Raw genomic sequence first — 26,164 nt, forward strand, 5'->3', positions numbered from 1 at the left:
ACAGGTGCATGGCGGTCGTTGATCGATGTTCTTCAAACGACCGCGGAGGCTCTCTACGCCAGTCTTGCGAGGACTGAGCTTTCCGAGCTCCGCGCTCCCCAAAGGCAAGAGATCACGATGCTTTGGTCCAGTCCACCACAACGCGAACGTTTGCCGTACGTCATACTTATCGATGAGTTGGACGTGCTCGAATTCTTGGCGTGGTCTGCCACTTATCTCGACGAGTACCTGCCACTTACCGGACTCACTCGGGTGATCACACCTAGTCAACTCGAGATGCTGGCTGTTTCCAGTGACTCTTTCGATTTGTCAAAAAAGGAAGATGCATGGGTTGGGGGGATTCTTGGCGAGACACTGTGCGGCGCAGGCCCGGAAGGTGTCAGAGCTGTCAGTCTGCGTGCTTGCATGGACACTTGCTTGTTCGCTGTAGGGCGAGCTCATTGCCTAGGCTACTTCTCTCATCCGATGAACAAGGCGGACTTGCTCAGCGAGCGAGTCAATGTCGTATCGACTCGATGGCAACAGCTGCAAAAGGTAGGGAGCACCCACCAGAGAGCTGGTGGTTCCTCAGTTGAGTCCGTTGCACGAATTCTAGTTGCACTATCCTATCCTCAAGTCAGCCTCGAAGCCTCAAAGCCGGACGAACGAGTCGTGCTCGATGCGTGCCGTGAAGTGCTTCGTGACAAAGGAATACGCACTTCAACTTTCCACAAGTTGCTGCATAGTGCAGGCGTACCAGGGTCATTGGACGTTCGTCCATTTATGGCAGCAACGACCAGAGAGGAGAAATTCACTCTTTATGAAGTAATTATGGCCTCACTGCGTGAATTTGGTTCCTCAGGTGACCTAGTCGCATCGTTTCTGGCTGGCTATTTGTTGAGCCGTGTTGCTCCAGGTAGCTTGGAGCACGTCGAGGCGATACACGCATATCCAGCGATGATGCCCGGTGCTCTAGTGTTTTATGGTGTTTGCGCTGGCCTTGATAACGAGCTGGCGTTGCAGAGCCGCATGGGCTCACTAGGCCGTCGGGTAATGAGAGAGCTGACTTTCGAAGAGATCCTCTTCCAGCGCCCTAGATGCGACTTGGCGTTCGAGGAACTCATTGTTTTGCTCAACGCACCGAAGCCTTGGAAGATCCTTCAAGGTGCCAACCCCGGTGTTCTAACGGTGGAGATGGCTCCCGGGATCGTTACCACCATCGAATGGCCGGCGATGGGGTTCGGCTCAGAACAGAGCAACCGCGGCAGAGACGGGGGCCGCAGGCAGGCTCACCAAACCGAATATCCTCAACTCAAGTTGTTCGGACATGATCAGAACGATCACGATGAGCGCTCTCTTGAACAAATCGCAATGCAACTGCACGCAATCGCAGACGAGCTTGAGCTGCAGGGAGAACGCAATAGTGGACGCAAGAATAGGAAAGGCGTTCTGCGGAAAAGATAACAATACTCCGCTCAGGGCCATCTAAAGGATCAGCCAGCTGAGTGCATCACTCATGAACTCTGCTCGGCCGTGCGCGGCGAGTGTATGGATGCTTATTTGCCCGCCCACCGCCTGCCCCGGGGGAGCAGCGATAGTGATATCGCCATCGCCGCCGTTGACTTTTTTCACTACCACCGTAGCGAGCGCGTTTGGTGCTGCTGGGGGGAGCGTGATCACTATGGCCCTGTGCCCGTCCACGCGCACCAGCTCTCCCGGCGAGGCGGTGTAGTCCGAGGTCACGATCGGGCTGATCTTCCTCAGCCCTGAGCCACCCAGCACGACATCGATCCGGTTCTCCGCCGGGTTGTCCGTCACCGTAGCGCCCACGAAGTTGATCGCGGGTCGCTCTGGCATCTCCACACCACCTGCCAAGATCCGGCGTACCCCGAAGAACAGCGCATCGATCCAGTTGAGCTTCGGCATGATCACTCCCTGTGCTTGAGGACGCGGAGCGCGATAGAGCCCACGATCATGAGGACTGCGGTTGCGGAGGCTTGGGTTCTTCCCTCGACCACGACCCTGACATTGCCGTCTGACTGGAGGGGGTGCTCTGCGATGAGGGAGGCCCCAGCAGCGTAGGTCGAACTACCCGTGGCCCCCATGATCATGATGGTGCCCTCCGGGTAGAAGGTGGTGGGGTTCGGGGTGTCGTAGCGCTCGATGACGGCAACGCGGAGGTTTCCCCAGTTGCCGGTGGTGCCGACGTACTCAAGGTTGGCGACGAGATCGATGGAGAGCCGGTCGCCGGCCTTGCTGCCGGTGAGGGTGCGCGCGATGTTGCTCTGCGTGAAGTTCGTCCCGTTGAAGGTGGCGAGGGCGAGCGGGTTGTAGAAGCTGCGCACATAGTGGGTCGCGGCGGAGCGGTTCTTGAGCCAGACGGTGCGGTCGGCGAGTGCCTCGAGTGAGACATTGGTGCTGCTCGCATCGCGTCCGGTGTTGTCAGCGAGGAGTTCTAGGGAGCTCGGGAAGGTGTCCTGTCCGGCGTAGTCCACGGATCAGACCTCCCAGTAACGCGCGTCAGCGCGGCGTGAGCGCACCCTTCGGCCGGTCCCGTCGTCTTTGGACCAGCGGCCCCAGCGGCCATCGGGCATGCCCACCGAGCCAGGCGTAGATGCGGGGTTAAAGCTGGCTGGGTCGTAGGCGAAGATGAGTGTGACGCAGCGCGCGTGCGCGGCTTTCCACTGACGGACCAGGGCTCGAATGGTCTCGGCGTTGCTGAGGGAGACGTCCTGTCCGAAGATCTTCCCTGCGCCCCAGAAGGAGGCTCCATCTCCCCAGGCGCCATCCGGTTCGAAGTGGGGCGGGTAAACGATGACCCAGAAGTCAGCCCAGCACCCGGCGTGCTCGGGATGGGTGAGCGAGTCCCAGTCCCAGTTGTTCGGTATGGCGAGGCGCCACGTGAGCGCTCCCGAGGGGTCCAGGGTCCACCAGAAGCCCGAGCGGGTGACGATGCGGATCCGAGGATGGTCTGGAGCCAAGAAGGCCTGCAGGGCCTTGGCGAGGGCATAGGCGTTGCCGGCAGCGCGCCAGAGCTCGAGCCAGTCGAGCAAGCGCGCTGCATAGGCTGCGTTGGTCTCGTGCGGCCCCCGGATGATGCGGCGGTCCCGGCCGATGTAGGGAAGCGCGGTTGGCGTGCCGATACCTGGCAGCCGAGCCTGCATGCCCTCCACGAGGAATTGCATGCCGGCGTCGAGCACGGCGGCGAGGCCGTACAGGAACCGGAAGCCGACAGTACGGCCCGAGGTGGGCCTGTCCGAGAGCCAGGGCGGCAAGTAGCTCCGGAGCGTCTCGCGGAAGCTGAGATGTTGGGGATTCATGCTGCGGCTCCCACGACCTGATGGACATTGACGGTGAGGCTCGCGAGGGTGGCCACTTCAGGGATGACCATGGGGATGTCCAGCTCGGGCGAGAGCCTTGCCTCGATGACGTAGGGGGAGGCGGCCTCGATCTGGCCGATCAGCGCCCTCCAAAGCAGCCTCCCAGAAGCAGGGGGAATGACGAACCCGCCGATCGGTATCGTGGGGAGGTAGATGTTGAGCTTCTGCTGGATGAGGCCCTGGACGTCGGCGTCACTCAGGGATGCGGATGCGTCGATCCAGACGTCCACCGTGAGGGAGAGCGGCTTGGGGATGGCGCTCTCGACGAACGCAGTCACCCCCTTGGGGACCGCCTTCCGGTAGATGTCGTGAGCTACGATGCCGAGGTCGGTCGCGGGATCATTCGCGACGCCTTGCACAGGGCCACTCGGGGTGGCGACGTAAGCGTAGACACTCCCGTCGCCAAGGGCCGGGGGGATGTAGACCCGGTTGATGCCGATGGGGGTCTTGTCGGGCCGGCGTGCGCTCTTGGCGACGTAGAGGTAGGCAGCCTCCGGGCCATTGGGGGAGAGGGCGCCGAGGGAGTCCCGGCAGCGCTGGCGTAGGGCCGGATCGCTTTCGGCATCGAAGCCGATGAGGGCGGCAGGGTTGGAGCAGCTCAGACCGAGGAACTTGGTCTCGAAGGCGTTGATCTGTCCGGGCCCCGCCGTGCTTGTCGAACCGGCTTCGGTCGCGCGGAGGTCGACCTGCTTGCCCGTCTCGAGGGGGCCGACAGTGAACGCGACGGCGTTCGTGTAGGTCTTCTTCGTAGCCGGGTTGAGGAAGATGACCTCGCCCGAGTCGAAGGTGTAGGAGCCACCACCCGCGTTGTCGATGACGACCACACCCGAGGCGAAGGTCGCCTCAAGGCGATCGACATTGTAGACGTGCTTGGCGAGGAGGGTGAGCCAGATGCCTTCGGCGAGGTCGAGGAAGCCCGCGCGAATGGCGAGCACCATGACCTCGGTGTAGCCGGCGAAGAGGGCGGCCACGATCGCGATGATGGTGCGTGCGACCGAGCCCTCCTGCCAGGCGGTGACGGGCAGGCCTACGGCCTTGAGGATGCTGTAGATGCTGGCTTTGACCTCATCTCGGGAAAGGGGACGAATGAGTTGATCGAGAGGGATGTTCATCGGGCGTGTACCTCGGCGAGGAGCACGGCGGCGGCGCTCACGTGCAGGGTCATGAGGAAGGGCCCCTCGGCCGTGACGCAGCGGATCGAGAGGCGGAAAGCGTCAGAGGTGAAGTCGAGGATCTGGACGGTGGCGCTTTGAATGCGCTCCTCCTTGAGGACCTCGGCGCGAACCAGGCCCGGGAGCGCGGCCTGCTCGGCGGGGCTCATGCCCTTGTGGAGGAGGGACCGCAGATCGAAGCCGTAGTCCGGCGCATCGAGCACCATGCCCCGGGGTGTTGATAGGCGGCGATAGATGGCCTGGGCGACGACCTGGAGGCCGGTGACAGTACCCATGAGAGGGTCGAGGTCCTCCGCGCAGTCGAGGTCCACGCCGAAGCCTTGGGGAGGCTTGGGGGGCGGGTTGGGCGGCTCTCCATGGGAGGTGACCACCCGCACGAGGACAGCGGAGAGGAGCGAGGTCACGCCTTCACCTTGGAGATGGCGGGGGGGACCTCGGCGGTGCCGGCGGTGAGCTGCACCAAGCCGGCGAGGAGGAGTTGCTGAGTCACCGGATCGCGGAGGGCGATGGTGTCACCGTGACGCACGACGGAGGCGGCGCCGGAGCCCAGCTCCACGGTGCTGGCCACCGCGCCGAGGCGGACGGCGTTGGTCGCGTCGAGGGCCAGCTCGACCGGAAGGAAGCCCGGCTCATCCTCGGCGCTGAAGTGGGTCACGATGGGCAAACGGGGGTCGCCCTCGACAAACTCCACCAGCACGATCGCGCCCGGAGTGAGTTCGGCGGAAAGGCCCGCCATCCCGGGGTGGATCGGGACCAGGAGAATGTCGGGCAGGCCGCTCCGCTTGCGCACGACCTGGAGATCGAGCCGGTGCTGGACGTGGCGCACGACGCGGTAGCGGTAGCGGCCGAGGAAGGTGTACTCGGGCAGGGACTCTCGGACGAGGGCCCGAAGCGTGCGGAGGGTACGCTCCTCGGTCGAGGCCTCGCCGCTGCCTTCCCTGCACCAGGCGGTGATCCGGAGGGTGCCGCCGGTGAGCTCAAGTTCCACCTGTCGGACCACGAGCGGTGTCCGAAGCCTTGCGCGGAGGACAGAGCCAACCCCGATGGCGGAGGGATCGTCCGCAGCGAGCGTGGCGATCTTGCCCCGCGGATCGAAGTTCAAGAGGTCGTACGGTTCGGTGACCTCGCGAGGCTCCCGTGGGCCGACCTGGGTCACTCCGTCGAACCGCACCCACCAGGGAGTCGTGCCGAGGAGCTGCCGGAGGATGCGGGAGGCCGGCCCGGTTTGGAGCACAAAGTCGGCCACCATGCGGTCTTCGAGATCTGTGCGGATATCGATCGTCTCGCCGGCTGCTCGGGCAACCGCGAGGAGGACGGTGGAGCGTTTGACCTTGGCATCGTTGTGAAAGTGGAGCGGCCCGACATGCTTCATCCAGCCGCCCGTGCCGCCGACGATGCAGTAGCGGGAGGCCAGCTCGAAGCCACCGGAGAGGGCAGGCAGAACCGAGCCGCGGAGCTCCAGCCGGCCAAGGCGCACGACCACGGGGCCAAGGAGGGCTACCTCGTCATCGAGGTCGATGTCAGCGAACCAGACGCCGGTGTACGGGAAGCGGACCTTGATGCCGGTGACCCGGAGGCCATTGATGGAGGCAAAGAGGGTCATCCCGCAAGCTCCTGAAACTGCTTGGTGAGCTTCTCGATGGTCTTGTCGAAAGCGTCCTCGGCGGTGGGCTTGGATTGAGAGCCGGTGGGCTTGCCGATGGCGGGAGTTGGGGCGCGGTGCTGCTTGAACTTCACCTCAACGAAGAACATCCCCGGCTCGCCCTGGACCTCGGTGAGCTGGGAACGGTCCTCGACCACGACCGAGGAGATCTCGAGGTCCTCGAGGATGGGGTGGTAGATATCGAGCGCCTTGGGGCGCGTGCCGCTCGGCGCCTTCTTGAGCAGAACCTTGAAGGCTGCCCATTGCTCGAAGTGCTCATCCTCCCAGAGGAAGACCTTGATGGCGAACTGGGCGAGGCCATCACCCGTGTAGACGATGGTGGCGCCCGAGAGCCCGTAACCCTGCCGCTCGTCCCACTTGCGCGGGGAGCTCGCCCCGGCGACCTCGGAGAGGCCTGGAGAGACCTGGCCGGCGAGAAACCAGACGTCGAACGCTTCGGGATTCCGGAGGGGGTTGAGCATCAGCCCATCTCCGGCTCGAGGGGGATCCCACCCGCGAGAGCCGCCCCCTCCAGGGCAGCGGCGAGCTGGGCGAGGAAGGATGGGCTCTTGAGCTGCTCGGCATCCTTCACGCCGTGAATGGTGATGTTGTAGGTGTTGCCGCCTTGCTGGTTGCGGATCGAGGCGCCTGCGACCGCGGGTCCTTCGGCGCTCGGGATGGAGACGAGGTTACTGACGGCGCTGTCGACGTCGGGCTGGCTGGCTTCGATACCCTGGACGAGTCCCTCTCCGGTGAATCGGCCATAGAGCGCGAAGACCTTGGACGGTGAGGCAATCCCCAGGGCCGACTTGATGGTGCCCATCATGCGATCGGCGAGATTGCGGACAGCGCCGAGGACCCACGACGCGCCCCCCTCGATTCCGTTCACCAGGCCGGCGAGGAGGTTGGTTGCGATGGATCCGAAGTCGAGACCGGAGAGCACCGCGTAGAGGGCTCGGGCTTCGGAATAGACCCGGTAGATGGCGGTGCCGAGAAACACGAAGGGGATCGAGAGCACGACAACGAGACCAAGCAGGGCGCCGAGAGCAGCAGCGCCCGAGAGCATGGCGAGGCGGAGGCCGTCGACCTTCGATGTGGACTCGCTCCCAAAGACCGAATCGAGCGCCTTCTTGACCCGTAGGACGGCAATCGCGACCAGCAGGGCACCGATGACCATCCCCTGGAAGAACGCTCGTGCGTAGGGCGCCCCTCGGCTGAGCGAGGCAAACAAGGGGTTGAGGATCGCCTCGGCGAGGACCTTGAGCGCCCTGCCACTGATCGTGCTCTGGTCGAGGAGGCGCAGCACACCGCGGAGCCCCTGAAGAAGCGGATCGATGTGTACCCCGCCGAACAGGCGGCTGAAGTCCTCCCGAGCGCGCTGGAGCTGGAAGGAGAGGCCGAGGAGCTGGGCTCGCGCGATGTGACCAAACTTCTTCTGGATGGCGTCATCGAGGGCCTGGAGGCCGTGCTCGACCCGTACCTGGCCGTTCTGGATGGCCGCGACCGCTGCGCTGAAGGAGAGCCCGAGCCGCTCGGCGAGCGCTCCCGCGACGTCATCGAGCTTGAGCCCCGTGCCGTCGAGGTCGAAGGCGCCCACCACAAAGCGCCGGGCACGGGCGGCCTGCTCAGCGATGCCCTGGAGCTTTGCGCCGGCCGTGGTGCCCATGACCGAGCTGGCCATGGCGACAGCGGAGAGGGCCGAGGCGAGACCCTGGCCCTCCAGGCGGGTTCTGGCGAGCGAGAGGGCCATCTCCTCAAGCTGCGCGTGGGTCAGGGCTACCCTCCCCGCCACGGCATCGATCTGGCCAGCGAGAGCCCCTCCCGCCGCCGCGGAGCCGGTTGCCGCGTCGAGGAGCAGGCGGCTGGCGCGTGCCGCCCCGGCGGCCTGAAGGGCGAAGGCAGCCAGGGAAGCCGCAGCCACACCAAGGCCGACGGTGAGGGCGGCCAGGGCGGCGATGAGCACGACGAGGGCGCCTGTTGCCCCGCCTTTGCCGAGCATGGCCTTGAGCTGCCCCGCGCGGCCGGCGAGGCTGCCCACTGGCCCGCCAGCCATCTGCGCCGTTTCCATCAACTCGCCCAGGCCGCCGTTGGCTTCCTTGGCGCTCTGGTTCGTCTTGCCGAAGGTGCCCCCGAGCTGGACGAACTCGGCTTGAGCGGAAGCGACGGACTGGCGCTTGGCATTGATGGCGTCGCGCATCTGGAGGAATGCCTTGACCGAATCCTCCTGCGATAGGCGGGCTACGGCGGTTCGTGCGGCCTCCAGGCGGGACTTCAGCTCGCGGTATTTGTCGATGTTGACGACGTTCGCTGACTGAAGCCGGCGCATCTGCGCCTCGAGCTGGGAGAGCGAAGCGGCCTGCCGCTGATACTGCTCCACCACGGCAGACGCTTTGAGCCGTTGCATCGCGGCCTGCATTTCAGCGAGAGCCGATTGCCCCGCCTTGATTTTGCTCCGAAGTCGCTCCAGCGCATTTCCTGCACTGTCTGCTGCTCCCGAGGTTTTGTTTTCCAGCTCGATCGCAAAGGTAGCTTTGGCGTCGGCGCCCATATCATCCCTCCTTGGTCAATGCCTGCCGGATCCGGCGCAGCTCGGTGAGGCCCTCGGCAAGGAGGACCGCCCCGACGTAGCTCCGCTCAAACTCGCCATCTTCCTCTCGACCGGCGGCAAACGAGAGGAGACATGCCGCCGCGATGCCGTGGTCGCGGTGGGCTTCAGCGAGGAGCGCTCTTATTTTCCCTCGGCCTCCTGCTTACGTACGCCTGCGAGAAAGCAGACGGCATCGGCGCAGCGCATGAGGGCAGCGGGAACCTCCTCGAAGATGCGCGTGAGCTCCGTCTTGTCGGGGTAGACGACGTGAGGACGGACGAGCTTGGAGAGCGCCTCGGTGTTCGTCTTCCCCTGGTCGACGAACCGCTGATAGAGGCGAGGGTCGGGCTTACGCACGACAATCATGCCCTCGTCGGTATCGATGCGGAGAATGCGCTTGTCGAGCGGACCGTGCTCGGCCTCGAGCCGCTCGATGACCTCGGCTTCCTTGCGAGCACGCTTCGCCTCGGCCAGCTCGCGGACGAGCCGCTGGCTATGTTCGCGCTGAGCTCTGCGCGTCTCGACCTCGGCGAGCTTCGCCAGCTCCGCATCAATCTCTGTCTGAAGGTCGTCGATCTGCGTATCGCGTCGGGGTGGACGTGCCGTGTCGGGGGGCTCGTCGTGTCTCTCCGCGCCGCGCGTCTTTTGCGCGAGTGCTTGGGAGCTGGGGGGCATGGCTTCGTTCTGTTCAAGCATGACGTTCACCTGGTCTTGTCGCTGTTATCGAATAGGGTTCGCCCATTCTTCTTGATGTACATGACGTCGAGGCCGATCTCCTCCTTGAGCGGATCGGTATTCTCTTCATGGCTCGCGTCCTCGCTGGCGACGACGCATTGAAAAAGCTCCTCCGTGATGGGCGTCTCGTCTGGCTCGATGTATTGGATCACGATGTCGAACTCGACATCCCCATAGTTCGTGCCGTCTGGAGACTGCGAAGCCAGGAAGGCGCGCAGGGCCTCGACCGAGGATTTCCATCCGGTCATCTTGCCCTCGGCGCTGTAGCGCCCTCGCGTCCTGCCGCGGGGAGCACGGTGCTTCCCGAAACCGTATGCTTTGGCGCGTTCCCGCTTCTGGGAATGGCTAACCGCGGTGAAGCCGTAGAACTCCTCGCCGAGGATCTTCACCTTGATGGAGCCCCAGTCGTACTGGTTGCCGTTGACCCGAATTGCGTCGGACATGGGTGGAGCCTCAAACCTTCACGGTGCGGAGCGCCGGGTTGTGGAAGCCGATGTCCGTGTTGATGAACTTGGGGTAGCCAAGCGGCACGATGAACGCCTGCCCGTTGAGGGTGAAGGTGGACAGGATGTTGTCGGTCCGGGACAGGACGAACTTGACGAAGCTGGCGCGCTTTTTCGCAAGCAGTGCAGTCCGGAGCGCCGAGTTGACACCCGACTCAATGTCCCTGGCTTCCTCCTCCAGGATGAAGCCGGTGCTCTCGTGGACGTGGAGCGGCTTCGATAGCCGACGCATCAGCTTGGTCCGCACGACCTCGCACGCGATGTCCATGACGCGGCGGTGCTGGATGAAGGTGAAATCGCTTCCCGTGGGGGAGAAGAGACGAGGGTTCGTGATGTAGACGCCCTCGTATCCCTCCACCGAGCGAAGGGTGGTGAACCTCGCATCGTCGAGGCCCGGGAACACCGCCTCGTCGTGCTCGTCAGGGTTCTGGTTGGCGTCACGAATTTGGACCCCAGGAAGCGCGCCGAGGTCGAGTTCTGCGAGGTCGATCGCAGCGTCGACGCCGATGGCTCGGGCGGCAACCGCAAGGGAGATGGGCCGGCGGTAGACGCGCCGTGAGACGCTGCTCAGGATCTTGGCGTAGCCGGCGCACAGCGCGAGCCGCTTGTCGCTTACTCCCGAGAACGCAGCGGCGAGGGCGGTGACGTAGGCCGCTGGTTCTTCGCCGAGGTTCGGGCCGCGGACATTGCCGATCGCCCAGCGATACTTGCCGGCTTGGGCCATGACGCCGAGCTCGGCGCCGATGACAGCGAGGGCCGTAGGGTCGAGCGAACCCAGCACTTGTGCGACGCGCCAGGAAAGGTTGGTGTGGCGGAGCGCGGTGAGGGCACTGCTCAGTTCCTCGTTGCTCCACTGGGCAGGGCGGCTTCGGAAGGAGAGCCAGTCACCCGCGAGCACCGAGCCCTGGGCGAGGTCGAGCTTGAGGTTGCCCCCCTCGGGGAGGGTGATGGAGCTTACCTGCCCGAGCGCGGTCTCCGGTGAGAGCGTGCGCCCACCATCGAGGCTCCATCGGTAGGTGATCCCTGCGGTGCCTACGGTCCCACCGCGGGGGAAGACGAGGAGGACCTCATACTCATCGTCGGCAAAGCTCGCGGCATCCAGCGTCGGGACGGAGGTGCCACGGAAGCTGAGGGCGTCAACAGCGCTCAAGGAGCCCTGAGTCGTCTCGCCGGTGCGGACGAAGACGACGGGCTTGCCTGTGTATTCGATGGCGTAGCACGCGGCCTCGACCGATGAGCCGCTTCGGTAGTTCGCGATTACGTGCTTTGCCTGGCCAAACGCAGCCGGCATGTTCAGCGGGCCATCGGCGGCAGGGCCGACGATCGCCATCACATCTCCAAAGCTTGGCGGCATGACCCCGCGGGCGCCGTCGAGCACGTTCATGTTCACGCTGGGGAGCACATCGCCCTCCTTTCAGGGGCACTCGCAGCCGACTTCGCCTGTGATGTCGTCGGGCGAGGCAGCGAGACGGGTTGTAACCACCGGCTCGATCCCTGGCGCTGTGGGGATCGGCCTCTCCAGGATCGGCACCTCAAGCTGGAGCATGAAGACCAGCTCCTTGCCGAAGGCGCGCTCGGTGACCTTGTTCGTCCACCGCGGCGCGGTGACCTGGTAGGTCCCGTGGGCCTTGCGATGGATCGCGCTGATGGTCCGGTCGTGGAGGACCCAGACCGCCTCGTACTGCGCTTCCTCGCTGTTCGGCGCTGCGCCGTCATAGGCCCAGACGTAGACACGCGAGAGGGCGACAAGGGTCCTGACCGGCCGAGGGTTACGGCCAGGATTGCGTGCGGCTGCGTACTCCCCGGCTCCGCCGCTCTCGTCTCCAGGGGCGAACACGACACGGTTTGCGCGGCCGGGCCCCTGATTGAGCTGCTTCGCCGGCTCGCGCTCGCCGAGCACGACCACAGCCGTGATGCTCTCGTCGGCGAAGACCTGACGCACGTCACGGACAAGCTGGAGGAGGCCCATCAGCGTCCCCCCATCCGTCGGCGGAAGCGGCGTACGAGGCCCGCCTTGATCGCCGAACTGAGGTCCTCCGGCAGCGCGGCTGAGGGAAGGATCGCTCGTCTCGGTACGCGCTTGGTGCCGTAGTGGTGGTAGACCTCGTGACCGCTGAGGACTGCCAGAATGATGGCCCCCACCGCTCGGACGGAGAGCGCCTTGGTGGCTCCAGCGAGAGGCTTCTTGCCGTCCCGCGTGGGCTTCCATGAGGCCCCTTCCGGCGAGCGTCCGGCCGCGATGTTCTGCTCGAGATGATCGCGGAGCGCCTCGGCCACCTCGGGTGCGGCCTCCTGCGCCATGCGCGGCAGCTCCCGGATGCGTGCGATCATGGCGTCGAGCTCGGCGAAGCCCTTACCGCTCATGGCGCGCTGCCTTTGCCTGGAGAACCGGCCAGGTGTAGGGGCTCTGCTCCGAGTAGCCGAGGGGACCGCCCGCGTTCACGGCAGCGACGTCGGGCGGTGTGGCCTGCCGGGCGGGAAGCTCGATGAGGCCGTCCTTGGAATCGGCAGCCTCCTTGACCCAGGCGAGCGCCTCGTCCTTCTCCTGCTGGATGAGCTGATCCTGCTCCGAGGAGGGGTTGAAGCCGCGCTTGAGCGTGAGCCGGTAGGCCACAACCCGAGCGACATTGTCGATGATGACGTCCGGATAGGGCTCGCGGAATGGCGCCGCGTAGCGCTTCGCCAGACGAGAATCGAAGTGTGCTGAGACCTTCGTCGCGATCCGGAGCGTGAGGCCAGGCCAGAGCCTCTCAATCTCGTCGATATCCTCGGCCGGCAAGGTGCCGAGGTCCTTGATGTCATCGATGGTGACGTAGCAACTCATGGCTTCTGTTCCCTCCGACTCAGGACTGCGGGGGTTGCTGCTGCTGGGGACCTGGCACCTTGAACTTCACGGCGCGGAATGGATGCCCGTAGATGGCGGCGTTTCGGCCTCGAACGTGCCACTCAAGGTGATTGGCCCTGGCCAGTTCGGCATCGGTGATGCCGTCGTAGCTCGTCATTCCGTACGGGCGACGCTCTTGCCAGATATACGGCATCCCCAGCTCGCCGCTGCCCGGCGCGATGAGGATCCAACTCCGAGGATCATGGGCCAGCTCGTGAATGACCAGCGGTTGAACGTGATAATCCGTGATCACGTTCTCGGTTGCCTCGATGATCTTGGCTCCGGTGACGGTGCGAGCGACCTTCTCGAGCTGGGGAGGGATCAGCAGGAAGCGCGGCTCCAAGTTGCGATTCCGGCCGTTTGGCATCTCGAACGTCTTCATGTGTGCGACGCCGAGCGAGAATGAATCGGGGGTCAGCTCGGGCGGGAGCGCAGGCAGAGACGGATCGAATTGAGCCATGCTGTCGATGAGGGTGCGGTACTCCCCACGGGATTCGTCGAACGGATTGACGAGGTGCGCCCCGTGGAAGGGTCGTCCATCGTAAGCGAGCCCGACCTCACCGTACTTGATGAGATCGATGCATTCGTACTGTGGCGACATCGCCATCTCGCTGCCCATCTGCGAGGCCCACTCGGAAGCCAGCTTTGCCTCGTCGTCTTCCCACTTGTCGCGGTCCATCCGGAGGCCGCCGCCTCGGGGGATGTTGACGGCTTCATGGGCTTGGGTGACCAGATCGTCGAACTGCATCTGGCCGTTGGGCAATTTGACGATTTGGGCTGTGTTGAGCAGCCATTCGATGATCTCGCGCTTTCCCGTCGAGGCGCGTGTGCCCATAATGTTGGGCCACCAGACGCGGCGCATCGCGTCCTGGTAGTCGTGGTTGATGATCCTGCGGAGTCGGTCCTCGAACGCGAGGACGTGCCGTGCGGTCCAGAGCATTTCAGAGTCCTTCCTGTCCTCGGCAAATCAGAGCGGGAACCGCACCCAGACCTTGGCGCCGCCTGGATCGACAGCCATCAAGGTGCCGCCGGTGCTCCGGGCGCCGTTGTTGTCGTCAGCGGAGAGGGTGTGTTCGTTGAGCAGAAAGCAGGTGCCGCCCAGGTCTGCTTGCCCTAGGGGAGTGCCGTTGACGTCGTTGTCGTAGCGGAACTTGCGGTAGCTCCGGCTCACGGTAACGGTGATCTTCTGAGCCCCCGCCGGCTTGCCGCGGTTGTCGATCGTTTCAGCGGCTTTCCCCCAAACCGTGACATCGGGGGCTTCATAACCAGGCCGTGCGTACCCATCGGGCCCGGTGACCACGATCGCGCCGCCGTAGATGATCGTATCCTCGGCAACGGCGAGATCTTCGGTGTCGCCAACCAGCTCGGAGGCAAGGAACTCTCGGTTCAAGGCCATGGCGGCTACCCCCTCCTCTGCGCGCGGATCTGAGCCGCGGTAGGCGCGTTGAGCCGATAGAGCCCTTGGATAGGCTTGTCGGCGAAGCCGAACTCCCCTGAGGCAGGGCGACGGACACCGAGGGCGCGGTCGAGTTCCTCGTTGATGGCCTCGTCTCCGGCCTGTTTGCCCGAGCTGCCCTGACCCTCTCCGCGCGTCGCAGCGGCCGTGACGGGAGCTCGTAGCGCCTGCTTTGACGCGGCCTTGATGAAGCCTTGCACGGTAGGGAGCGGCTGCGTCAGTGCCCATGCACGGGTCGAGGCGGTGAATCGGTCCTTATGCTGGTCGACCAAACGCTCGACCTCGGCCCGGGCGACATGCCGCTCCAGCTCCGCGACGCGCACCGCAAGATCGATGTTCCCGGTCGTTGCCTTGGTCCGTGCCTTGGTCGTCGTAGCGACAGGCTTCTCCTCCTCGTCCCTCTCGCCACTGTTGGCCGACGGATCGCCTTCGGCTTCCACGGCCTCGCCTTGGCTGTCAGGCTCGCTGGTCCCACCCCCCTCGAGTTCAGCCTTGAGCTTGGACAGGATTTCCTTCGCCGTTTCGGGATCGTCGGCTCCCAAAGCCGCCTCGATGGTGGCGAGGATCATCGTCAGGACTTCGGTCACTCTCTCGTTCCTTTCGTGCTGCGCTCGGACCCGCTTTGCGGACGCGAGCATGCGTGCGTGATGGGTGCCCGGGTCCCCCACGAGGGAGATGCGGACCAGGCGGGTGATCTCGCCGGTGTCGGGGTCGACGTCGTATTCCGGCGACAGAAAGAGCCTTTGACGGCTGCGAACCTGCTCGACCGCGTAGGCGCTCCAGTCGAACCGAAGCCATGGCGCGCCCGCGCGGATCTCCAGAAAGGCGTAGCCTCCCGTGGGCGGTGGGTCGTCGGAGCTGCGCTGCTCGCGTTCATCCGCGGCGCCGTTGTGCTCAATATCGATCTGGAGCGGGTTGCCCCGGGTCTCGTAGACCTCGGTGACTTCCCGGACGCTCCGCTCGGTCCAATGGTGCGTGCCGTAATCCGTCGGGTTCGGGCCGACGCTCCAGAGCTGAATTTCGGCCGGCGGGTCCTTCGGTTGGAAGACGTAGGCACGAGTTCTCATGCGGCCTCCTGGAGCGGCTCCGGCTCGATGTCTGGCTGTGCATCGCCGTCGATGTCGCCAGCGATCGGGATGCCGAACCTCACCGCGACCTGGCGCTCATCAACCCGCTTGCCGTAGGGGAGCAGCGCACGGTTGGCGTCCTCGATCGCCTTGGCCGCTGCGCTGATGGCCTCGGCTTCCGCTTTGAGATCTTGGGGCGGGCTCGTGTCCCATTCAACGGCCACCCCGGCATCGAGGGCGTCGGCCCCATGGTGTTCGTTCACGTAGGGGGGGAGCCCTTGGGTGTTCAGCGTGTGGGCGAGCCCCTCGCCATCCCCCTGAATGAGGTCGGCACGAATCGACTTATGAATATCGGCGTTGGCGAAACCGACTCCACCGCTTGTGGTAACGAGCTGGCCAGCGATCGCGATGATGGACTCTTCGTTGGCGGTCTGGATCGTGTCCTTGAAGACTTCAAAGCCGCGGCCGTTGGACTCGATGAGCTTGACGTCCCAGCCGACCGGAAGCTCGAAGACGGTATTCAGGCCCCAGGCGATGAGCCTCTCGATGAAGCCGCGGCGCTGTTGCTCGGTCGCACCGAGCGGCGCTACGGCTGCCCGCGCCGCGTTTGCCAATTTTGCCGAGTAGTTGTCGCGGTAGAGCAGCGCGTGCTCCTTGGCGATGTAAGCGCGACCAAGGGACGGCCAGAGGCCCTGGAGCCAAGGTTGGCTCTCGCCACCGGGACAATGCAGAATCCACCGACCGTCGCCTGGTGTAATGCGCTGAGGGCCAGTGACGGACTGATAGGACCAGCAGTCCTCATCCCATCGATACCGGAGCCATTCGGGATCGAGGCGGCGTAGGACAGGGAACGGGCATCCCTCGACAGGGAGCAACTCACCGACCCCGATACCGAGGAGGATGCCGTCGGCGGCGAGGAGGGCGAGTTCCGCCGCCGGGAACATCCGCTCGAAGACCCCCCTCCGACCTTCCCGGCCGGCGAGGCCCGAGACGATCGCCGGCTCTCCGGAAAAGCGGCGAGGGAGCCGTACGAGGCCCCCGGTGCGGGTGGACAGCACGCCGCGCAGGACCCCATCCCGGAGCAACGCCTTGCAGAGCTGTGCTGCCCGACTCAGGTCGCCCGTGTCCGCCTCGTGGATCCCCTTCTCGAGGTCGGCGAGATACCAGCGGGTGACGGTCGTCGGCGGAGGCGGCCGACGCGACCACCGCGACCAGAACCCCTTCTCGTCCTCCTCCTCGTCGCGTAGAGGCTGTGCGGCGCTCTGGGCGCGCCTCAAGGCTTCACCTTGGGCCTCGGCGGCCTGGAGCCCGAGGAGGGCCGTGACGGCGGCGCGGAGGCTCATCGCCGGCCTCCGAGCCCGCCGATGCTGGCGTAGGCGTCGAAGCCGCTTCGACCGTAGGCATCCGAGGCCCCTGCGCGCTCACGTTCGGCGGGGAAGTCCTCGTCCTCGTCCGGGGGCTGAAAGATCGATGGCTCCCAGGCGCAGAGGGCCAGCGCATCGGCGCGGTCCGGCGAACGCTTCAGCCGCTTCCGTAGCTCGTCTTTGGACTCGACCTTACGCCGTTGGCGTACGTCGAACTCGAACTTGGGGCGACGAGCTCCGCGGCGAGCTTGGCATCCTCTGGGATGGCGCCCCCTTCCCTGAGCCAGTCACGCAGAGCAAACCAGAGCTGGTCCCGCAGCAGCGGGAACTCCCCCGGGAGCCGGGAGCGTTCCGCGACATTGACGGGGATGACCTCGATTTCCTCTTGGTAAGCGTGGAGGTGCCCCACGACGCGGATGCCGATTCCACCGCAAGCGTCCACCTTGACCGCTGCCTTGGGCTCCCGCGGGGACCGATGCCGCCGCACCACCTGCACGACATGCGCCGCAAGGGTCGGCTCATTGAGGCCGTTCCAGGCGACGACCTCAAGCGCCTTGCTGCCGCGGCGCGGGATGGCCACCGAATCGTCATCCCCAAACCGGGCGACGTCGACGCCAACATGGAGGCGTCCCTCGGCCCTCGTGTCGTGCCAGCGCTCCTCGGCTTCATCGACGAGGTAGAGGGGGATGACGGTGCTCGCGTCCTGCCGTGCGAAGTTGCCCCGCACGCGGACCTGAAACAGCGCTGACTCCTCGCCCCATTCCCGGCGCTTCTCCTCCACCCATTCACGCGCGGCGAGACCAGGGATCACCATCTCGCCCCGGAGGACGTTGGGGCTCTCTTCGCTCGAAATCGTGAACGTCCTGTAGAACTCGCGCTTGTCGCTGTGCGACCGGAAGAACTCTCCCTCCACCCGGGTCGGGTTGCCGAGCATGAGCACCCGAGCGCCGCCTGCTCTGTTGCCCTCGATGGCCTCAAAGATGAGGTCGGGGATGCCGCTCGCCTCGTCGAGGATGTAGAGCAGGTTGCGGCCCGAAATGCCCGCGACCGCCTCGGCCTCTTTGGCCGTAAAGCCAACGACCTCCCGGAAGTCCTTGGATCGGAGGCCGGTACGCGCCAGATCGTGCAAGTTGCCGTCGACCGGATGGCGCGCTTGAGCGTGGAGCATCCGCAGCTCTCGCCAGAGGATCTGGTTGACCTGTCGGTCGGTAACCGATGACAGGATCACCCGTGCGTCGGGAAAACAGCAGTAAAACCAGAGTGCCGCGCCCGCACCGAGGTTGCTCTTGCCGACCTTATGCCCGCTCTTGACGGACACTCGCGCGCGTTCGGGGACGAGCGCCTCCAGGACCTCGGCTTGCCTGTGCCAGGGCTCCACGCCGAGCACCTCGCGAAAGAAGCGCTCTGGCGCGGCCTGATACCGCTCTGACGGCCACACGATGCGCTGGGAGGCAACAGATGCAGCCAGAATCGCCGCCGAGAGTGTCCCGGCCATGGTGATCCGAGGGCGCCGCACACGCTTCGCTACCCGCTCGGCAATGCGCGTTGTCATCGCGCTTCTCCGCTGATGCTGAGAAGCGCCGCAGCCGCGGCTCCCCCGAAAAGTCCACGGAGCAGGCCGAGCTCCACCTCCTCGCCAGCGGCCACCGAGACCATGGCACACGCGATGGCTGCGCAGACAGCCCAGCAGAGAAGCGCGCAACACGAGGGCCGACTCATGCGGCCTCCAGCTCGGCGAGCGCCTTGGCTACGGCTGCTGCTGCCTCCGGGTAGGCGGCGAGGGCACCGGCAATCGCTCCCTCGATCCGCTTCCACCGCGGAGAATCGACGATGGTCGCTTCTGCCGCGGGCCCAATCTCCCCAGTCAGCCGGCCAAGTAGTTCAAGGACCTGCTTCGCCGCCACGATGAGCGCCGCACGCTCTCGCCAGGAGATCTCCTCGTCCGTATCCGCCCGCTGGATCAGGACCTCAACCTTCTCGACCAAGGCCTCACAACGCGCTCGGACGTTCGCGACATTCTTGAGGTCCGTCTTGCTGACGGCCGTCTTGGTCTCAGGCCCGCGGAGTCCAGCGTCGCTGCTTTGGGGGTCGGGGCGGGAGCCCTCCTCCAACCAGTGGGCAGCGTGCTTGCGGAGCGCGTTCTTGGTGACGCTGAAGCGTTGCGCAATGGCTAGCGCATCGACTCCGCCCGACAAAGCAGCCTCGATCGCGTCGCGGCGCTTATGTCGGCAAATGATGCACTCACTCGTCGCCTGCGGTGCGGCGTCCATGAGTCAAGCCAAGCACAGGCCACTATGACAGGTGTGATGGAGTGCGATTGGACGCGGGATGCGCAGGACGTCATCGGTGGTTTGTCGGCAATGGAAATAGCGGTGTCTCTTGCGGTGCGTGTCTCACGGAGGGACGTAGGTCGTCGGACGTCGATGAGGCGGGGTCATGTTCATTGCACTGGCGCATTCATGTGTCATGAATTGAGAAGCTGACCACCGCGCTCTGCTGCGATTAGACAGATTGAACTGTCAATGTTGTGGTCAGATCGATTGCAGATCGCCTGGTGGACGCGGTGGTGGACGCGGTCGCCTGTGTGCGACGTGGAAATTGTTCACCTCTGCCTGACGGCGTGCTCCGTGAGGAGGCAAATGTGGCCGAAGCGCTTCATGAGACACCTTTGGCATGGTTGGCTCGACGACGTCTGTCCATGGCGCTGATTCGATGGGTAGATCGATTCATTGGTTAACAACAATTGCGACTGAGGAAAGGAAGATTGAGCATGAACATCAAATCGACTGTGGCGGGAGTGGTATGTTTGGTCAGTCTGATGTCGGTGTGCGCTTGCAGCGCAGAAAGTATTGAGAGTGTTGAATCTACTGAAGATGTGGCGGGCCGGGCTGAGCATGAACTCGTTGCCAAGTACACGATGGGCGATTCGGCCCTATCGGTGCACTGGAACGGTGATCGTTCGTCCGCAGCTCTAAGTATTTTGCTTGAGCGTCAACACGGAAAACATCGTGAATCAATAACATTGAACTTGAGTGATGGTGGTGTATTCTCCGAGCCGGACGTTGCAGCGTTCGTCGGGAGCATCGATCCTGCCCTGCTTGATGTCGCGCTGGGTGAGTTGGCGCACTCACAGGCGACCGGCGAAGAGGGGCGCTTCTTCAATCATGTGCAGAAGCGGCTGTTCTCGGATGTCGTCGCTCATAACCACCATGAGAGCGAGCGCGGTCCGACCGCTGGGCTTATGCAGGCCGAAGAGGGCGGTTGGTGCTATTGCAATGCTTGTGCGAAGCATCACGCCCCAGAATGTCTCTAGCGCTTGTCCTGTAGAGGCTGCGCGACAGACATCAGGGGGATCCGACCGAGGCTCCGCGTGGAAGTGATTCTAGGCGATCTGCTGATCGCCTGATGACTGAGGCGGCGTGGCCTCCAAGCTGGCGAAGTCTCTGGTCGAGCGACAGCGCGGCGTCGCTCTGACGGTCATACGATGCGCTGGGAAGTAACGGGTGCAGCCAGAATCGCCGCCGAGAGCGTCCCGGCCATGGTGATACGAGGGCGCCGCGCACGCTTCGCTACCCGCTCGGCAATGCGCGTTGTCATGGCGCTCCTCCGCTGATGCTGAGAAGCGCCGCAGCCACGGATCCCCGACGCGGTAAATGCTCACCTCTACCCATGGTGCTAGAACGATAAGTAGATGATTCATTGTTTGACAGCAACAGCGACCGAGAAAGGGAAAATTGAGCATGAACATCAACTCGACTGTAGCGGGAGTTGTATGTCTGGTCGGTATGATTTCTGTGTGCGCTTGCAGCGCGGAAAGTATGGAGAGTGTTGACTCTGCCGAAGACGTGACGGGTGGGGCTGAGCATGAACTCGTTGCCACGTACACGATGGGCGATTCGGCTCTATCGGTGCACTGGCACGGTGATCGTTCACCCACGGCCCCAAGTATCTGGATTGACCATCAGCGTGGAAAACATCACGAATCCATAACATTGAGCTTGCGTGACGATAGTGTATTCTCTCATCCGGACATTGTAGCGTTCGTCGGGGGCATCGATCCTGCCCTTCTTGATGTCGCGCTATGGGAGTTGGCGCGCTCACAGGCGTCCGGAGGAGAGGGGCGCTTGTTCAGTCATGTGCAGGAGCGGCTGTTCTCGGAGGTCGTCGCTCATAACCCCGGTGAGAGCGACCATGGTCCGACCGCTGGGCTTGTGCAGGCCGAAGAGGGCGAGCCGTGCTGGTGCGATCTTTGTCAAGTACATCATCGCTGTCTCTAGCGCTTGTCCCGAGTAGGCTGCGCCACAGTTCATCAGAGGGAGTCGACCGAGGCTCCGCGTGGAAGAGATTCTAGGCGATCTTGCTGATCGCTTGGTGACCGAGGCTGCGTGACCTCCAAACTGGTGTCGTCTCTGGTCGAGCGACAACGAGGCGTGGAGCAATTTCTTTCGCCGGTGTTGCCCTGGGAGCGCCTGTTGCGCAATCCATAGGCTATCACCTATGTGATGGTTTTCCGAGCTGGGGTGGCCCTCGTCGCGCGGGCGACGTCCCCCCCCTTCGGATTCCCCCAACTGTTCAGGAGACCCCAAACAAGGGGATCAACGTGAGTGCTCCGACCGAGAGGCAGGCCAGCCCCGTGAGAGCTCTGCAGGGGCACGCGACGACGCATGTGCCCTGCCGAACCCTGGAGGGAGCCGAACTGGTTCGAACCGGTTCGGGGGCTGGTTTTCGACTGGTTCGAGTGGTTCGGTGTGACGCTGCGTGCTGGTTCGGCGGTCCCCCCTAAAGGGGGGGGCGACCGCCTAGGAACCAGCGCGGCGGAGCGCCCGAGGTTCGCACGCGAAGCGCAAAGGTAGTCCCGAGCACGGAATCTGAAGATGGGCCAGGCGCGGCCTTGCAGGGGACGGGAGCACTAGGGTAGGGGCAGGGAAAGCGGAGCCCCTGGAAGGGGCACCAGGGGGCGATTCCGGGCGAGCAAGGGGCAGCCTCGAGGGGATGCCCCAAGGCAGCTACCAACCGGTCCTGCCCCTGCGTCGGAGCGACTTGGTGAGACGCTGACGAACTTCCCGGAGGCGCTCGCCGACGACGCCGACGGAGATGCCCAGCTTTGCTGCGACCTCGGGGCGAGTCATTCCGACGGCGATGAGGGCGGCAACGTCGCGCTGAAGCGGAGGGTGTTCTGCAAGGGATTCGAGAAGCAGACGCGCCTGCATCTGCTCGTCGACGGGGAAGGAGACAGGTTGATCGGCAAAGTCGGCAGCGAGACCTGAGGGGACTTCGCGGCGAAGGTACGCGGCTGAGCGGTAGTGAGAGGCCTGCCGCCAGGCGATGCCGTGCATCCAGCGGCGCAGAGCGAGGTCAACATCGCCACCATGTTCGACGACAAAGACATCGGAGGCGACACCGCGCCAAGCGGCAAAGAGGATGTCCTGAGCCGCATCGTCGATGCGCTGAGGAGCGACCCCATAGCGATGCAAGACGCTGCGGATGGTGGGCATGACCTGCAGGAGCATGGCGATCGGAACGCGGCGGGGGGATTTGATGGGAGTGCTCAAAGGGACGCCTCCCCACCAGTGAGGACGGCCAGATCTTCGCGGCCGAGATCGAGGTGATAGGAGACGAGAGCGACAGAGACGTGTAGCTCGGCGCCGATCTCCTCGAGCGAATGACCGGAAGCGTGGGCGAGAAGCGCAACGCGCTCAAAGCGATTCAGGCGACGGACTACCGCGAGAAGCTCGCGAGCCTCCAGGTAAGGCTCGGGATGAAGCAGGTAGCCAGGGAGCAGATCGCGAGGATCGAGGGGCGCCAGCTCAGTCAGGCGAGACCATGCGAGGTCCTGCCAGTGAGTCGCCTTGTGAAAGGCAATACGCTTGATCCAGCCGCGGAGCGCGAGCGAAGGGGAGGCCGCCGGGTCGGGCCTGAACTCCCCCGAGGAGATGCGGAGCCAGGCAGCGAACAGGACATCCTGGAGCAGATCGGCGCGATCGGGAGGGCGAACGCCATAGCGCGCCAGCACGCGACGGATGGCGCGGCCATGCCCGAGGAGCTCCGCAGCGGAAGGAAAGACAGCGGGGAAGGAAGGGCGAGAGGGAGAAGAGGTGGAAGGTGAGGGAGAAGACGGATCGATTCCTTGGCCCTTCTCTGGGCGCGGGGATACACAAAACACGTCGGACCTCGTGCGATCGGGGTTCGGCCACGCAGCCCGGGGTGCTCCAACACCCGCGGGCTGCACTCGATTTGGGGCGCAAGCGCCCCAGCCCAAAACCGCCCCGGCCCCCCGGAAGGGGAGCCGAGACGGCGGCTAAACGCGAAACACGAGACGTGCCAATAAGGGCAGTATCAGGCCTGGCCGGCCTGGTCGTCTTCGTGAGCCAAAATGATCAGGAGCGTGGAGCGCCCAGAGCTATCCGCGCCCTGCACAAGAACAAAGGGCACGGCGTCCTCGGGGTCATAGGCGCGCCGCTGATCATCACTGAGGACGCAGAGAACAAGATGGCGCTCCTGCGCCGGCTCAGCGCGGAGGATCCTGCCGAAATAAGCCAGAAGGTTGAACAGGCGCATCTTGACCTCGCTGCCCTGAGGCTGTTCGCCGGGAAGGGGAGCGACGCAGACCTGCCATGCCGCAAGCGATACGGTGACAGAGGGGCCGACACCAGCCGCGTGGGCGAGCGCGGTAACATCGACGAACGGCTCCCCGGGCTGGGCGGAGGGGAAGGGCAAATCCTCTGTCCTGATAACTGGCTCAGCCGCCAGTATGATTGCGATAAACGGCCTGCCGTCCGACAAGACGCCGCTGAACAACTTCAGCTCGACCGGCTCGGGCACGCCGGAGCCCACGATGACACGGAGGAGAAAGGACACCCCCTTCCCGTCAGAAGCGGAGGTCATAGCGGCCCGGCCTGCGACGAGAAGAGCCCGGAGGCGACGCGCCTCGTCACGACCAGCCTTGTCGCCGGCATCCGTCAGAGCGACGCAGCGGCGCCACGCGGCAGCGCTGAGGAGGACGGGGGCGGTAAAGCCCACCTCCGAGGCGGGGCCAGAAACATTAACGAGCGCGCCCGGCTCGGTAGCATGCTGACAAGAAGAGGGGGGAACAGCACTGCCAGACCGTACGTTCATAGCACTCCTAAAACTCCCGACAGCCCGGAACCAAGGCAGAGAGGAGCCGAAAGAGGGTACGGGCGCGAGGCCGAATAGCCCTGCACCCGACCCAATACACGCCCCAGGAAGCCCGGGCAGAAGCGCCCATAGAAGCCCCCCGAGGCGAGGAGTGCATAATCACGAGGCGTGCCAATGAGGCGCTCAACGAGCGAGACAGGTGCCGAGGATCAATCCTCCTCGGCGAACATGATGGTGATCTCTGGCTCGCCGTTGTCTCCGGGCTCGTATATCAGCTTCAGCTCGGTTCGCTCCGCATCGGGGGAATCCGACACGACGTAGAGGTGCAGCCAAACCGCCATGGCGTCAGGCTCTCGAACGATGGCAGCGTAGGCCGCCGAGAGTAGCTCCGCGAGCCTACTTTTTTCGGTAAGCCCTGCCGCCTCGGCGGCTTCCGTCAGCTCGACGCAACGCATCCACACGTTCTCTGCAAGGACGACAGGGAGGGTGAAGCCTACCATTTTGGCATGCGCGGTCACTTCAACCAGTTCACCATCTTCAATGGCTTCGAGGCGGGAATACACATAGGCGCATCTGATAGATCCTCCCTTTGCTGGCCTCCCGAGACAGGTCGACTGCCGGCGATCCTGGGGCCGCAGCGTGGGAAGGCCTGCTTTGGCGACTGGGCAAGCGCGCGGCGACTGCACCAACTCGGCCCGAACTTGCCTGGTGCTCTCGGTTAGCTTATTGAATGAGTCATCCATAGTCAATTTCTCCACCGCCAGTGCTCTCCGCTATGAAGAGAGTCAGAGACGGCTCATGCACATCAAGCGACATGCCATAGAGCCGTCGTTATGGAATCAGTGGAACTGTGAGGGATTCAGATGCCGAGGAAATCGCGAAGCTCGTCAGTCATCCAGGGGGCGGTCTGGAGATAGTTGCGGGTGGGATCCATCGCGGGGATGTCGTTCTTGTCCGCCTTACCGCGATGAGCGCGGAGCACGAGGGAGTGCAGCTTGGCGTCATGACCGATGAGAAAGCGGCGCCGGGTGTCAACGGTGGCGCCGCAGCCGCACAAGCACAGGCCGGCCGGATTGACGGCAGGAGGGGCGACCTTGGCCTTGGCGGGTTTGGAAGGCTTCCCCGCCCGCCTCTCCCCGGATCCACGGGCCGTAGACTTACCGGCCCTACCACCCTTGGGCGCAGCGGCGTCCCCAAAGACGACCTCGACAGGGGGCGCAGGATCGGTAGGAGGCGGCTCACTGTAGACAACCTCCTCGTCAACGGCGGCGGAAACCGTGGCAGACTCCGAGGCCGAGGGCTCGGTGGTGGGCACCGAGGCCGAAGTGGGCTCAGGAGCCTCGCACTGCTCGGCAGGACCGACATGGGCGAGTGCAGCGACCACCGCCTCAACAACAGGGTCCCTGGCGACGCCCTCGTCCAGTGCAGGAGCAGAGGGCTGCACACGGAGCCGATAAACGCCGTTGGTCAGCGAGAGGACCCGCCGGCTCACCAGCTGGTTAGCGGCGCGCGTATTGAGGCCATACACCTTCAGGTGAGTGGCCGCGACAGACTCGCGAACCGAAAGGAACTCGATGATGCGCGTTTCATTCTCAGTCATTGCGTTGGTGTTCATACAGCGAAACTCCTAGGCCGAAACGAAAGCGCCAATCGTGGCGCCCACGGTTGAGACCGGATCACAAGACATACCAATGCCAATCGCTCCGCGTCCCTCGATGAGGACGCAAGCGTAGGACATCTAGTTATGACGCTGGTGTCATGTTGGTGTGGCACCAGAGTGCCGAAACGCCAATCCACGTCGATTCAAAGCTAGTCAACAGCAATATGACAATAAAATCATAATATCGCAGAAGCGTCATATGTACCAAGGCCAACCAGCGCTGCTGTATCAACAGATTCGCATCTGCGCGAATCGGCACAGCGAAAATCGCGAACAACGATTTTCATTGTGGGCCACCCTCGAGTAGTTCGAAGGCGCTCTGAAGCTCAGTAAGCGCCTGAGCGTGATCGCAGTCGAGCCGCCGAAGATCCGCGACAACGTGCTCAAGCGTCAGAAGCGCGCGCCGCTGTCTGGCCAAAGCGCTTACCCGAAGTACCGCAGGCACCACGTCGGCATGCGGAGCGTGAAGCCGCCGAAGGCCACGGAGATAGCCAGCGACCTCCCCAACGCTTAGTTCGTCGAGTCCTCTCCCATCTGCAAGAGCAGCGGCGAGCTCACGATGAAGAGGCTCGGCGAAATCTCCGGGCTCGATGCCCGTTTCCAAGGCCATGGCGTCAAG

At 64.2% G+C, this 26,164-nt stretch carries 28 protein-coding genes; 4 read left to right on the forward strand and 24 right to left on the reverse strand.

The window, feature by feature from the left end; all coding sequences use genetic code 11:
• Positions 1-183: 183 nt before the first annotated feature.
• A complete protein-coding gene (locus tag CMC5_RS44320) occupies positions 184-1,443 on the forward strand; it encodes a hypothetical protein (protein ID WP_156338484.1) in 1,260 nt (419 codons plus the stop codon).
• Between the two features lie 21 nt (positions 1,444-1,464).
• On the opposite strand, the gene CMC5_RS11810 is transcribed toward CMC5_RS44320, so the two are convergent.
• From CMC5_RS11810 to CMC5_RS11905, 20 genes are all read right to left on the reverse strand, one after another.
• On the reverse strand, positions 1,465-1,905 hold the full coding sequence (locus CMC5_RS11810) for a hypothetical protein (RefSeq protein ID WP_179955520.1): 441 nt from the start codon (positions 1,903-1,905) through the stop codon (positions 1,465-1,467).
• 2 nt (positions 1,906-1,907) lie between these two features.
• On the reverse strand, positions 1,908-2,474 hold the full coding sequence (locus tag CMC5_RS11815) for a hypothetical protein (RefSeq protein ID WP_050430500.1): 567 nt from the start codon (positions 2,472-2,474) through the stop codon (positions 1,908-1,910).
• 3 nt (positions 2,475-2,477) lie between these two features.
• Positions 2,478-3,299, reverse strand: coding sequence for a hypothetical protein (locus tag CMC5_RS11820; protein ID WP_050430501.1), 822 nt, complete (start codon positions 3,297-3,299; stop codon positions 2,478-2,480).
• The gene (locus CMC5_RS11825) at positions 3,296-4,471 is read right to left on the reverse strand and encodes a baseplate J/gp47 family protein (protein WP_050430502.1); all 1,176 of its coding nucleotides are present in this window, start codon (positions 4,469-4,471) and stop codon (positions 3,296-3,298) included. Before CMC5_RS11825 ends, CMC5_RS11820 begins: the two co-directional genes overlap by 4 nt.
• Complete coding sequence (locus CMC5_RS11830; protein ID WP_050430503.1) at positions 4,468-4,935, reverse strand: contractile injection system sheath initiator; 468 nt, start codon at positions 4,933-4,935, stop codon at positions 4,468-4,470. The genes CMC5_RS11825 and CMC5_RS11830 overlap by 4 nt, the downstream gene beginning before the upstream one ends.
• A complete protein-coding gene (locus CMC5_RS11835; protein ID WP_050430504.1) occupies positions 4,932-6,134 on the reverse strand; it encodes a hypothetical protein in 1,203 nt (400 codons plus the stop codon). The genes CMC5_RS11830 and CMC5_RS11835 overlap by 4 nt, the downstream gene beginning before the upstream one ends.
• On the reverse strand, positions 6,131-6,655 hold the full coding sequence (locus CMC5_RS11840; RefSeq protein WP_050430505.1) for a hypothetical protein: 525 nt from the start codon (positions 6,653-6,655) through the stop codon (positions 6,131-6,133). Before CMC5_RS11840 ends, CMC5_RS11835 begins: the two co-directional genes overlap by 4 nt.
• Positions 6,655-8,577, reverse strand: coding sequence for a hypothetical protein (locus CMC5_RS11845; protein WP_156338485.1), 1,923 nt, complete (start codon positions 8,575-8,577; stop codon positions 6,655-6,657). The genes CMC5_RS11840 and CMC5_RS11845 overlap by 1 nt, the downstream gene beginning before the upstream one ends.
• A 324-nt stretch (positions 8,578-8,901) precedes the next feature.
• Positions 8,902-9,456 (reverse strand): hypothetical protein, encoded by a 555-nt coding sequence (locus CMC5_RS11850; protein WP_156338486.1) that lies wholly within the window; start codon positions 9,454-9,456, stop codon positions 8,902-8,904.
• A 5-nt stretch (positions 9,457-9,461) separates the two neighbouring features.
• Positions 9,462-9,938, reverse strand: coding sequence for a hypothetical protein (locus tag CMC5_RS11855; RefSeq protein ID WP_050430508.1), 477 nt, complete (start codon positions 9,936-9,938; stop codon positions 9,462-9,464).
• A gap of 10 nt (positions 9,939-9,948) precedes the next feature.
• A complete protein-coding gene (locus CMC5_RS11860; RefSeq protein ID WP_156338487.1) occupies positions 9,949-11,388 on the reverse strand; it encodes a DUF2586 family protein in 1,440 nt (479 codons plus the stop codon).
• Positions 11,389-11,412: 24 nt separating this feature from the next.
• Positions 11,413-11,940, reverse strand: a complete 528-nt coding sequence (locus CMC5_RS11865; RefSeq protein ID WP_156338488.1) for a hypothetical protein — start codon at positions 11,938-11,940, stop codon at positions 11,413-11,415.
• 26 nt (positions 11,941-11,966) lie between these two features.
• A complete protein-coding gene (locus CMC5_RS11870; RefSeq protein ID WP_050430511.1) occupies positions 11,967-12,362 on the reverse strand; it encodes a phage virion morphogenesis family protein in 396 nt (131 codons plus the stop codon).
• Positions 12,352-12,822 (reverse strand): phage protein Gp36 family protein, encoded by a 471-nt coding sequence (locus tag CMC5_RS11875; protein ID WP_050430512.1) that lies wholly within the window; start codon positions 12,820-12,822, stop codon positions 12,352-12,354. Before CMC5_RS11875 ends, CMC5_RS11870 begins: the two co-directional genes overlap by 11 nt.
• A 19-nt stretch (positions 12,823-12,841) precedes the next feature.
• A complete protein-coding gene (locus tag CMC5_RS11880; RefSeq protein WP_050430513.1) occupies positions 12,842-13,822 on the reverse strand; it encodes a Mu-like prophage major head subunit gpT family protein in 981 nt (326 codons plus the stop codon).
• A 27-nt stretch (positions 13,823-13,849) separates the two neighbouring features.
• A complete protein-coding gene (locus CMC5_RS11885) occupies positions 13,850-14,278 on the reverse strand; it encodes a hypothetical protein (RefSeq protein ID WP_050430514.1) in 429 nt (142 codons plus the stop codon).
• Between the two features lie 5 nt (positions 14,279-14,283).
• The gene (locus CMC5_RS11890) at positions 14,284-15,405 is read right to left on the reverse strand and encodes a phage protease (protein ID WP_050430515.1); all 1,122 of its coding nucleotides are present in this window, start codon (positions 15,403-15,405) and stop codon (positions 14,284-14,286) included.
• On the reverse strand, positions 15,402-16,748 hold the full coding sequence (locus CMC5_RS11895) for a phage portal protein family protein (protein ID WP_050430516.1): 1,347 nt from the start codon (positions 16,746-16,748) through the stop codon (positions 15,402-15,404). Before CMC5_RS11895 ends, CMC5_RS11890 begins: the two co-directional genes overlap by 4 nt.
• 178 nt (positions 16,749-16,926) lie before the next feature.
• Positions 16,927-18,321, reverse strand: coding sequence for a hypothetical protein (locus CMC5_RS11900; RefSeq protein WP_156338489.1), 1,395 nt, complete (start codon positions 18,319-18,321; stop codon positions 16,927-16,929).
• 163 nt (positions 18,322-18,484) lie between these two features.
• Positions 18,485-19,039 (reverse strand): hypothetical protein, encoded by a 555-nt coding sequence (locus CMC5_RS11905; RefSeq protein WP_156338490.1) that lies wholly within the window; start codon positions 19,037-19,039, stop codon positions 18,485-18,487.
• 500 nt (positions 19,040-19,539) lie between these two features.
• On the opposite strand from CMC5_RS11905, the gene CMC5_RS44325 reads away from it, so the two are divergent.
• Positions 19,540-20,082 (forward strand): hypothetical protein, encoded by a 543-nt coding sequence (locus CMC5_RS44325; protein WP_156338491.1) that lies wholly within the window; start codon positions 19,540-19,542, stop codon positions 20,080-20,082.
• 1,693 nt (positions 20,083-21,775) lie between these two features.
• Here the strand turns inward: CMC5_RS44325 and CMC5_RS11910 are convergent.
• Entirely contained in the window at positions 21,776-22,279 is a 504-nt protein-coding gene (locus CMC5_RS11910; RefSeq protein ID WP_050430519.1) for a sigma-70 family RNA polymerase sigma factor, read from the reverse strand.
• A gap of 164 nt (positions 22,280-22,443) precedes the next feature.
• Between CMC5_RS11910 and CMC5_RS44330 the strand changes: the two genes are divergently transcribed.
• Positions 22,444-22,875 (forward strand): hypothetical protein, encoded by a 432-nt coding sequence (locus tag CMC5_RS44330; RefSeq protein ID WP_156338492.1) that lies wholly within the window; start codon positions 22,444-22,446, stop codon positions 22,873-22,875.
• 230 nt (positions 22,876-23,105) lie between these two features.
• On the opposite strand, the gene CMC5_RS11920 is transcribed toward CMC5_RS44330, so the two are convergent.
• The 3 genes from CMC5_RS11920 to CMC5_RS11930 all read right to left on the reverse strand — a co-directional run bounded on the left by CMC5_RS11920 (position 23,106) and on the right by CMC5_RS11930 (position 25,500).
• Positions 23,106-23,627 (reverse strand): hypothetical protein, encoded by a 522-nt coding sequence (locus CMC5_RS11920; RefSeq protein ID WP_156338493.1) that lies wholly within the window; start codon positions 23,625-23,627, stop codon positions 23,106-23,108.
• A 467-nt stretch (positions 23,628-24,094) separates the two neighbouring features.
• Positions 24,095-24,448 (reverse strand): DUF6573 family protein, encoded by a 354-nt coding sequence (locus CMC5_RS11925; protein WP_156338494.1) that lies wholly within the window; start codon positions 24,446-24,448, stop codon positions 24,095-24,097.
• 296 nt (positions 24,449-24,744) lie between these two features.
• Positions 24,745-25,500, reverse strand: coding sequence for a hypothetical protein (locus CMC5_RS11930; protein ID WP_156338495.1), 756 nt, complete (start codon positions 25,498-25,500; stop codon positions 24,745-24,747).
• A gap of 388 nt (positions 25,501-25,888) precedes the next feature.
• Between CMC5_RS11930 and CMC5_RS44335 the strand changes: the two genes are divergently transcribed.
• Complete coding sequence (locus CMC5_RS44335) at positions 25,889-26,059, forward strand: hypothetical protein (protein ID WP_156338496.1); 171 nt, start codon at positions 25,889-25,891, stop codon at positions 26,057-26,059.
• Positions 26,060-26,164 lie beyond the last annotated feature (105 nt).

The organism is Chondromyces crocatus (assembly GCF_001189295.1).
Taxonomy (GTDB): domain Bacteria; phylum Myxococcota_A; class Polyangia; order Polyangiales; family Polyangiaceae; genus Chondromyces; species Chondromyces crocatus.

Excerpts from the sequence above, each read along its gene's own strand:
- CMC5_RS11820 (WP_050430501.1), bottom strand. The coding sequence starts at position 3,299 with ATGAATCCCCAACATCTCAGCTTCCGCGAGACGCTCCGGAGCTACTTG.
- CMC5_RS11875 (WP_050430512.1), bottom strand. The coding sequence starts at position 12,822 with ATGAGTTGCTACGTCACCATCGATGACATCAAGGACCTCGGCACCTTG.
- CMC5_RS11905 (WP_156338490.1), bottom strand. The coding sequence starts at position 19,039 with ATGGACGCCGCACCGCAGGCGACGAGTGAGTGCATCATTTGCCGACAT.
- CMC5_RS11870 (WP_050430511.1), bottom strand. The coding sequence starts at position 12,362 with ATGAGCGGTAAGGGCTTCGCCGAGCTCGACGCCATGATCGCACGCATC.
- CMC5_RS11855 (WP_050430508.1), bottom strand. The coding sequence starts at position 9,938 with ATGTCCGACGCAATTCGGGTCAACGGCAACCAGTACGACTGGGGCTCC.
- CMC5_RS11930 (WP_156338495.1), bottom strand. The coding sequence starts at position 25,500 with ATGAACACCAACGCAATGACTGAGAATGAAACGCGCATCATCGAGTTC.
- CMC5_RS11810 (WP_179955520.1), bottom strand. The coding sequence starts at position 1,905 with ATGCCGAAGCTCAACTGGATCGATGCGCTGTTCTTCGGGGTACGCCGG.
- CMC5_RS11890 (WP_050430515.1), bottom strand. The coding sequence starts at position 15,405 with ATGAGAACTCGTGCCTACGTCTTCCAACCGAAGGACCCGCCGGCCGAA.
- CMC5_RS11895 (WP_050430516.1), bottom strand. The coding sequence starts at position 16,748 with ATGAGCCTCCGCGCCGCCGTCACGGCCCTCCTCGGGCTCCAGGCCGCC.
- CMC5_RS11910 (WP_050430519.1), bottom strand. The coding sequence starts at position 22,279 with ATGCTCCTGCAGGTCATGCCCACCATCCGCAGCGTCTTGCATCGCTAT.
- CMC5_RS11850 (WP_156338486.1), bottom strand. The coding sequence starts at position 9,456 with ATGCTTGAACAGAACGAAGCCATGCCCCCCAGCTCCCAAGCACTCGCG.
- CMC5_RS11900 (WP_156338489.1), bottom strand. The coding sequence starts at position 18,321 with ATGACAACGCGCATTGCCGAGCGGGTAGCGAAGCGTGTGCGGCGCCCT.
- CMC5_RS44325 (WP_156338491.1), top strand. The coding sequence starts at position 19,540 with ATGAACATCAAATCGACTGTGGCGGGAGTGGTATGTTTGGTCAGTCTG.
- CMC5_RS11840 (WP_050430505.1), bottom strand. The coding sequence starts at position 6,655 with ATGCTCAACCCCCTCCGGAATCCCGAAGCGTTCGACGTCTGGTTTCTC.
- CMC5_RS11845 (WP_156338485.1), bottom strand. The coding sequence starts at position 8,577 with ATGCAACGGCTCAAAGCGTCTGCCGTGGTGGAGCAGTATCAGCGGCAG.
- CMC5_RS11880 (WP_050430513.1), bottom strand. The coding sequence starts at position 13,822 with ATGCTCTGGACCGCACGGCACGTCCTCGCGTTCGAGGACCGACTCCGC.
- CMC5_RS11885 (WP_050430514.1), bottom strand. The coding sequence starts at position 14,278 with ATGGCCTTGAACCGAGAGTTCCTTGCCTCCGAGCTGGTTGGCGACACC.
- CMC5_RS11835 (WP_050430504.1), bottom strand. The coding sequence starts at position 6,134 with ATGACCCTCTTTGCCTCCATCAATGGCCTCCGGGTCACCGGCATCAAG.
- CMC5_RS11825 (WP_050430502.1), bottom strand. The coding sequence starts at position 4,471 with ATGAACATCCCTCTCGATCAACTCATTCGTCCCCTTTCCCGAGATGAG.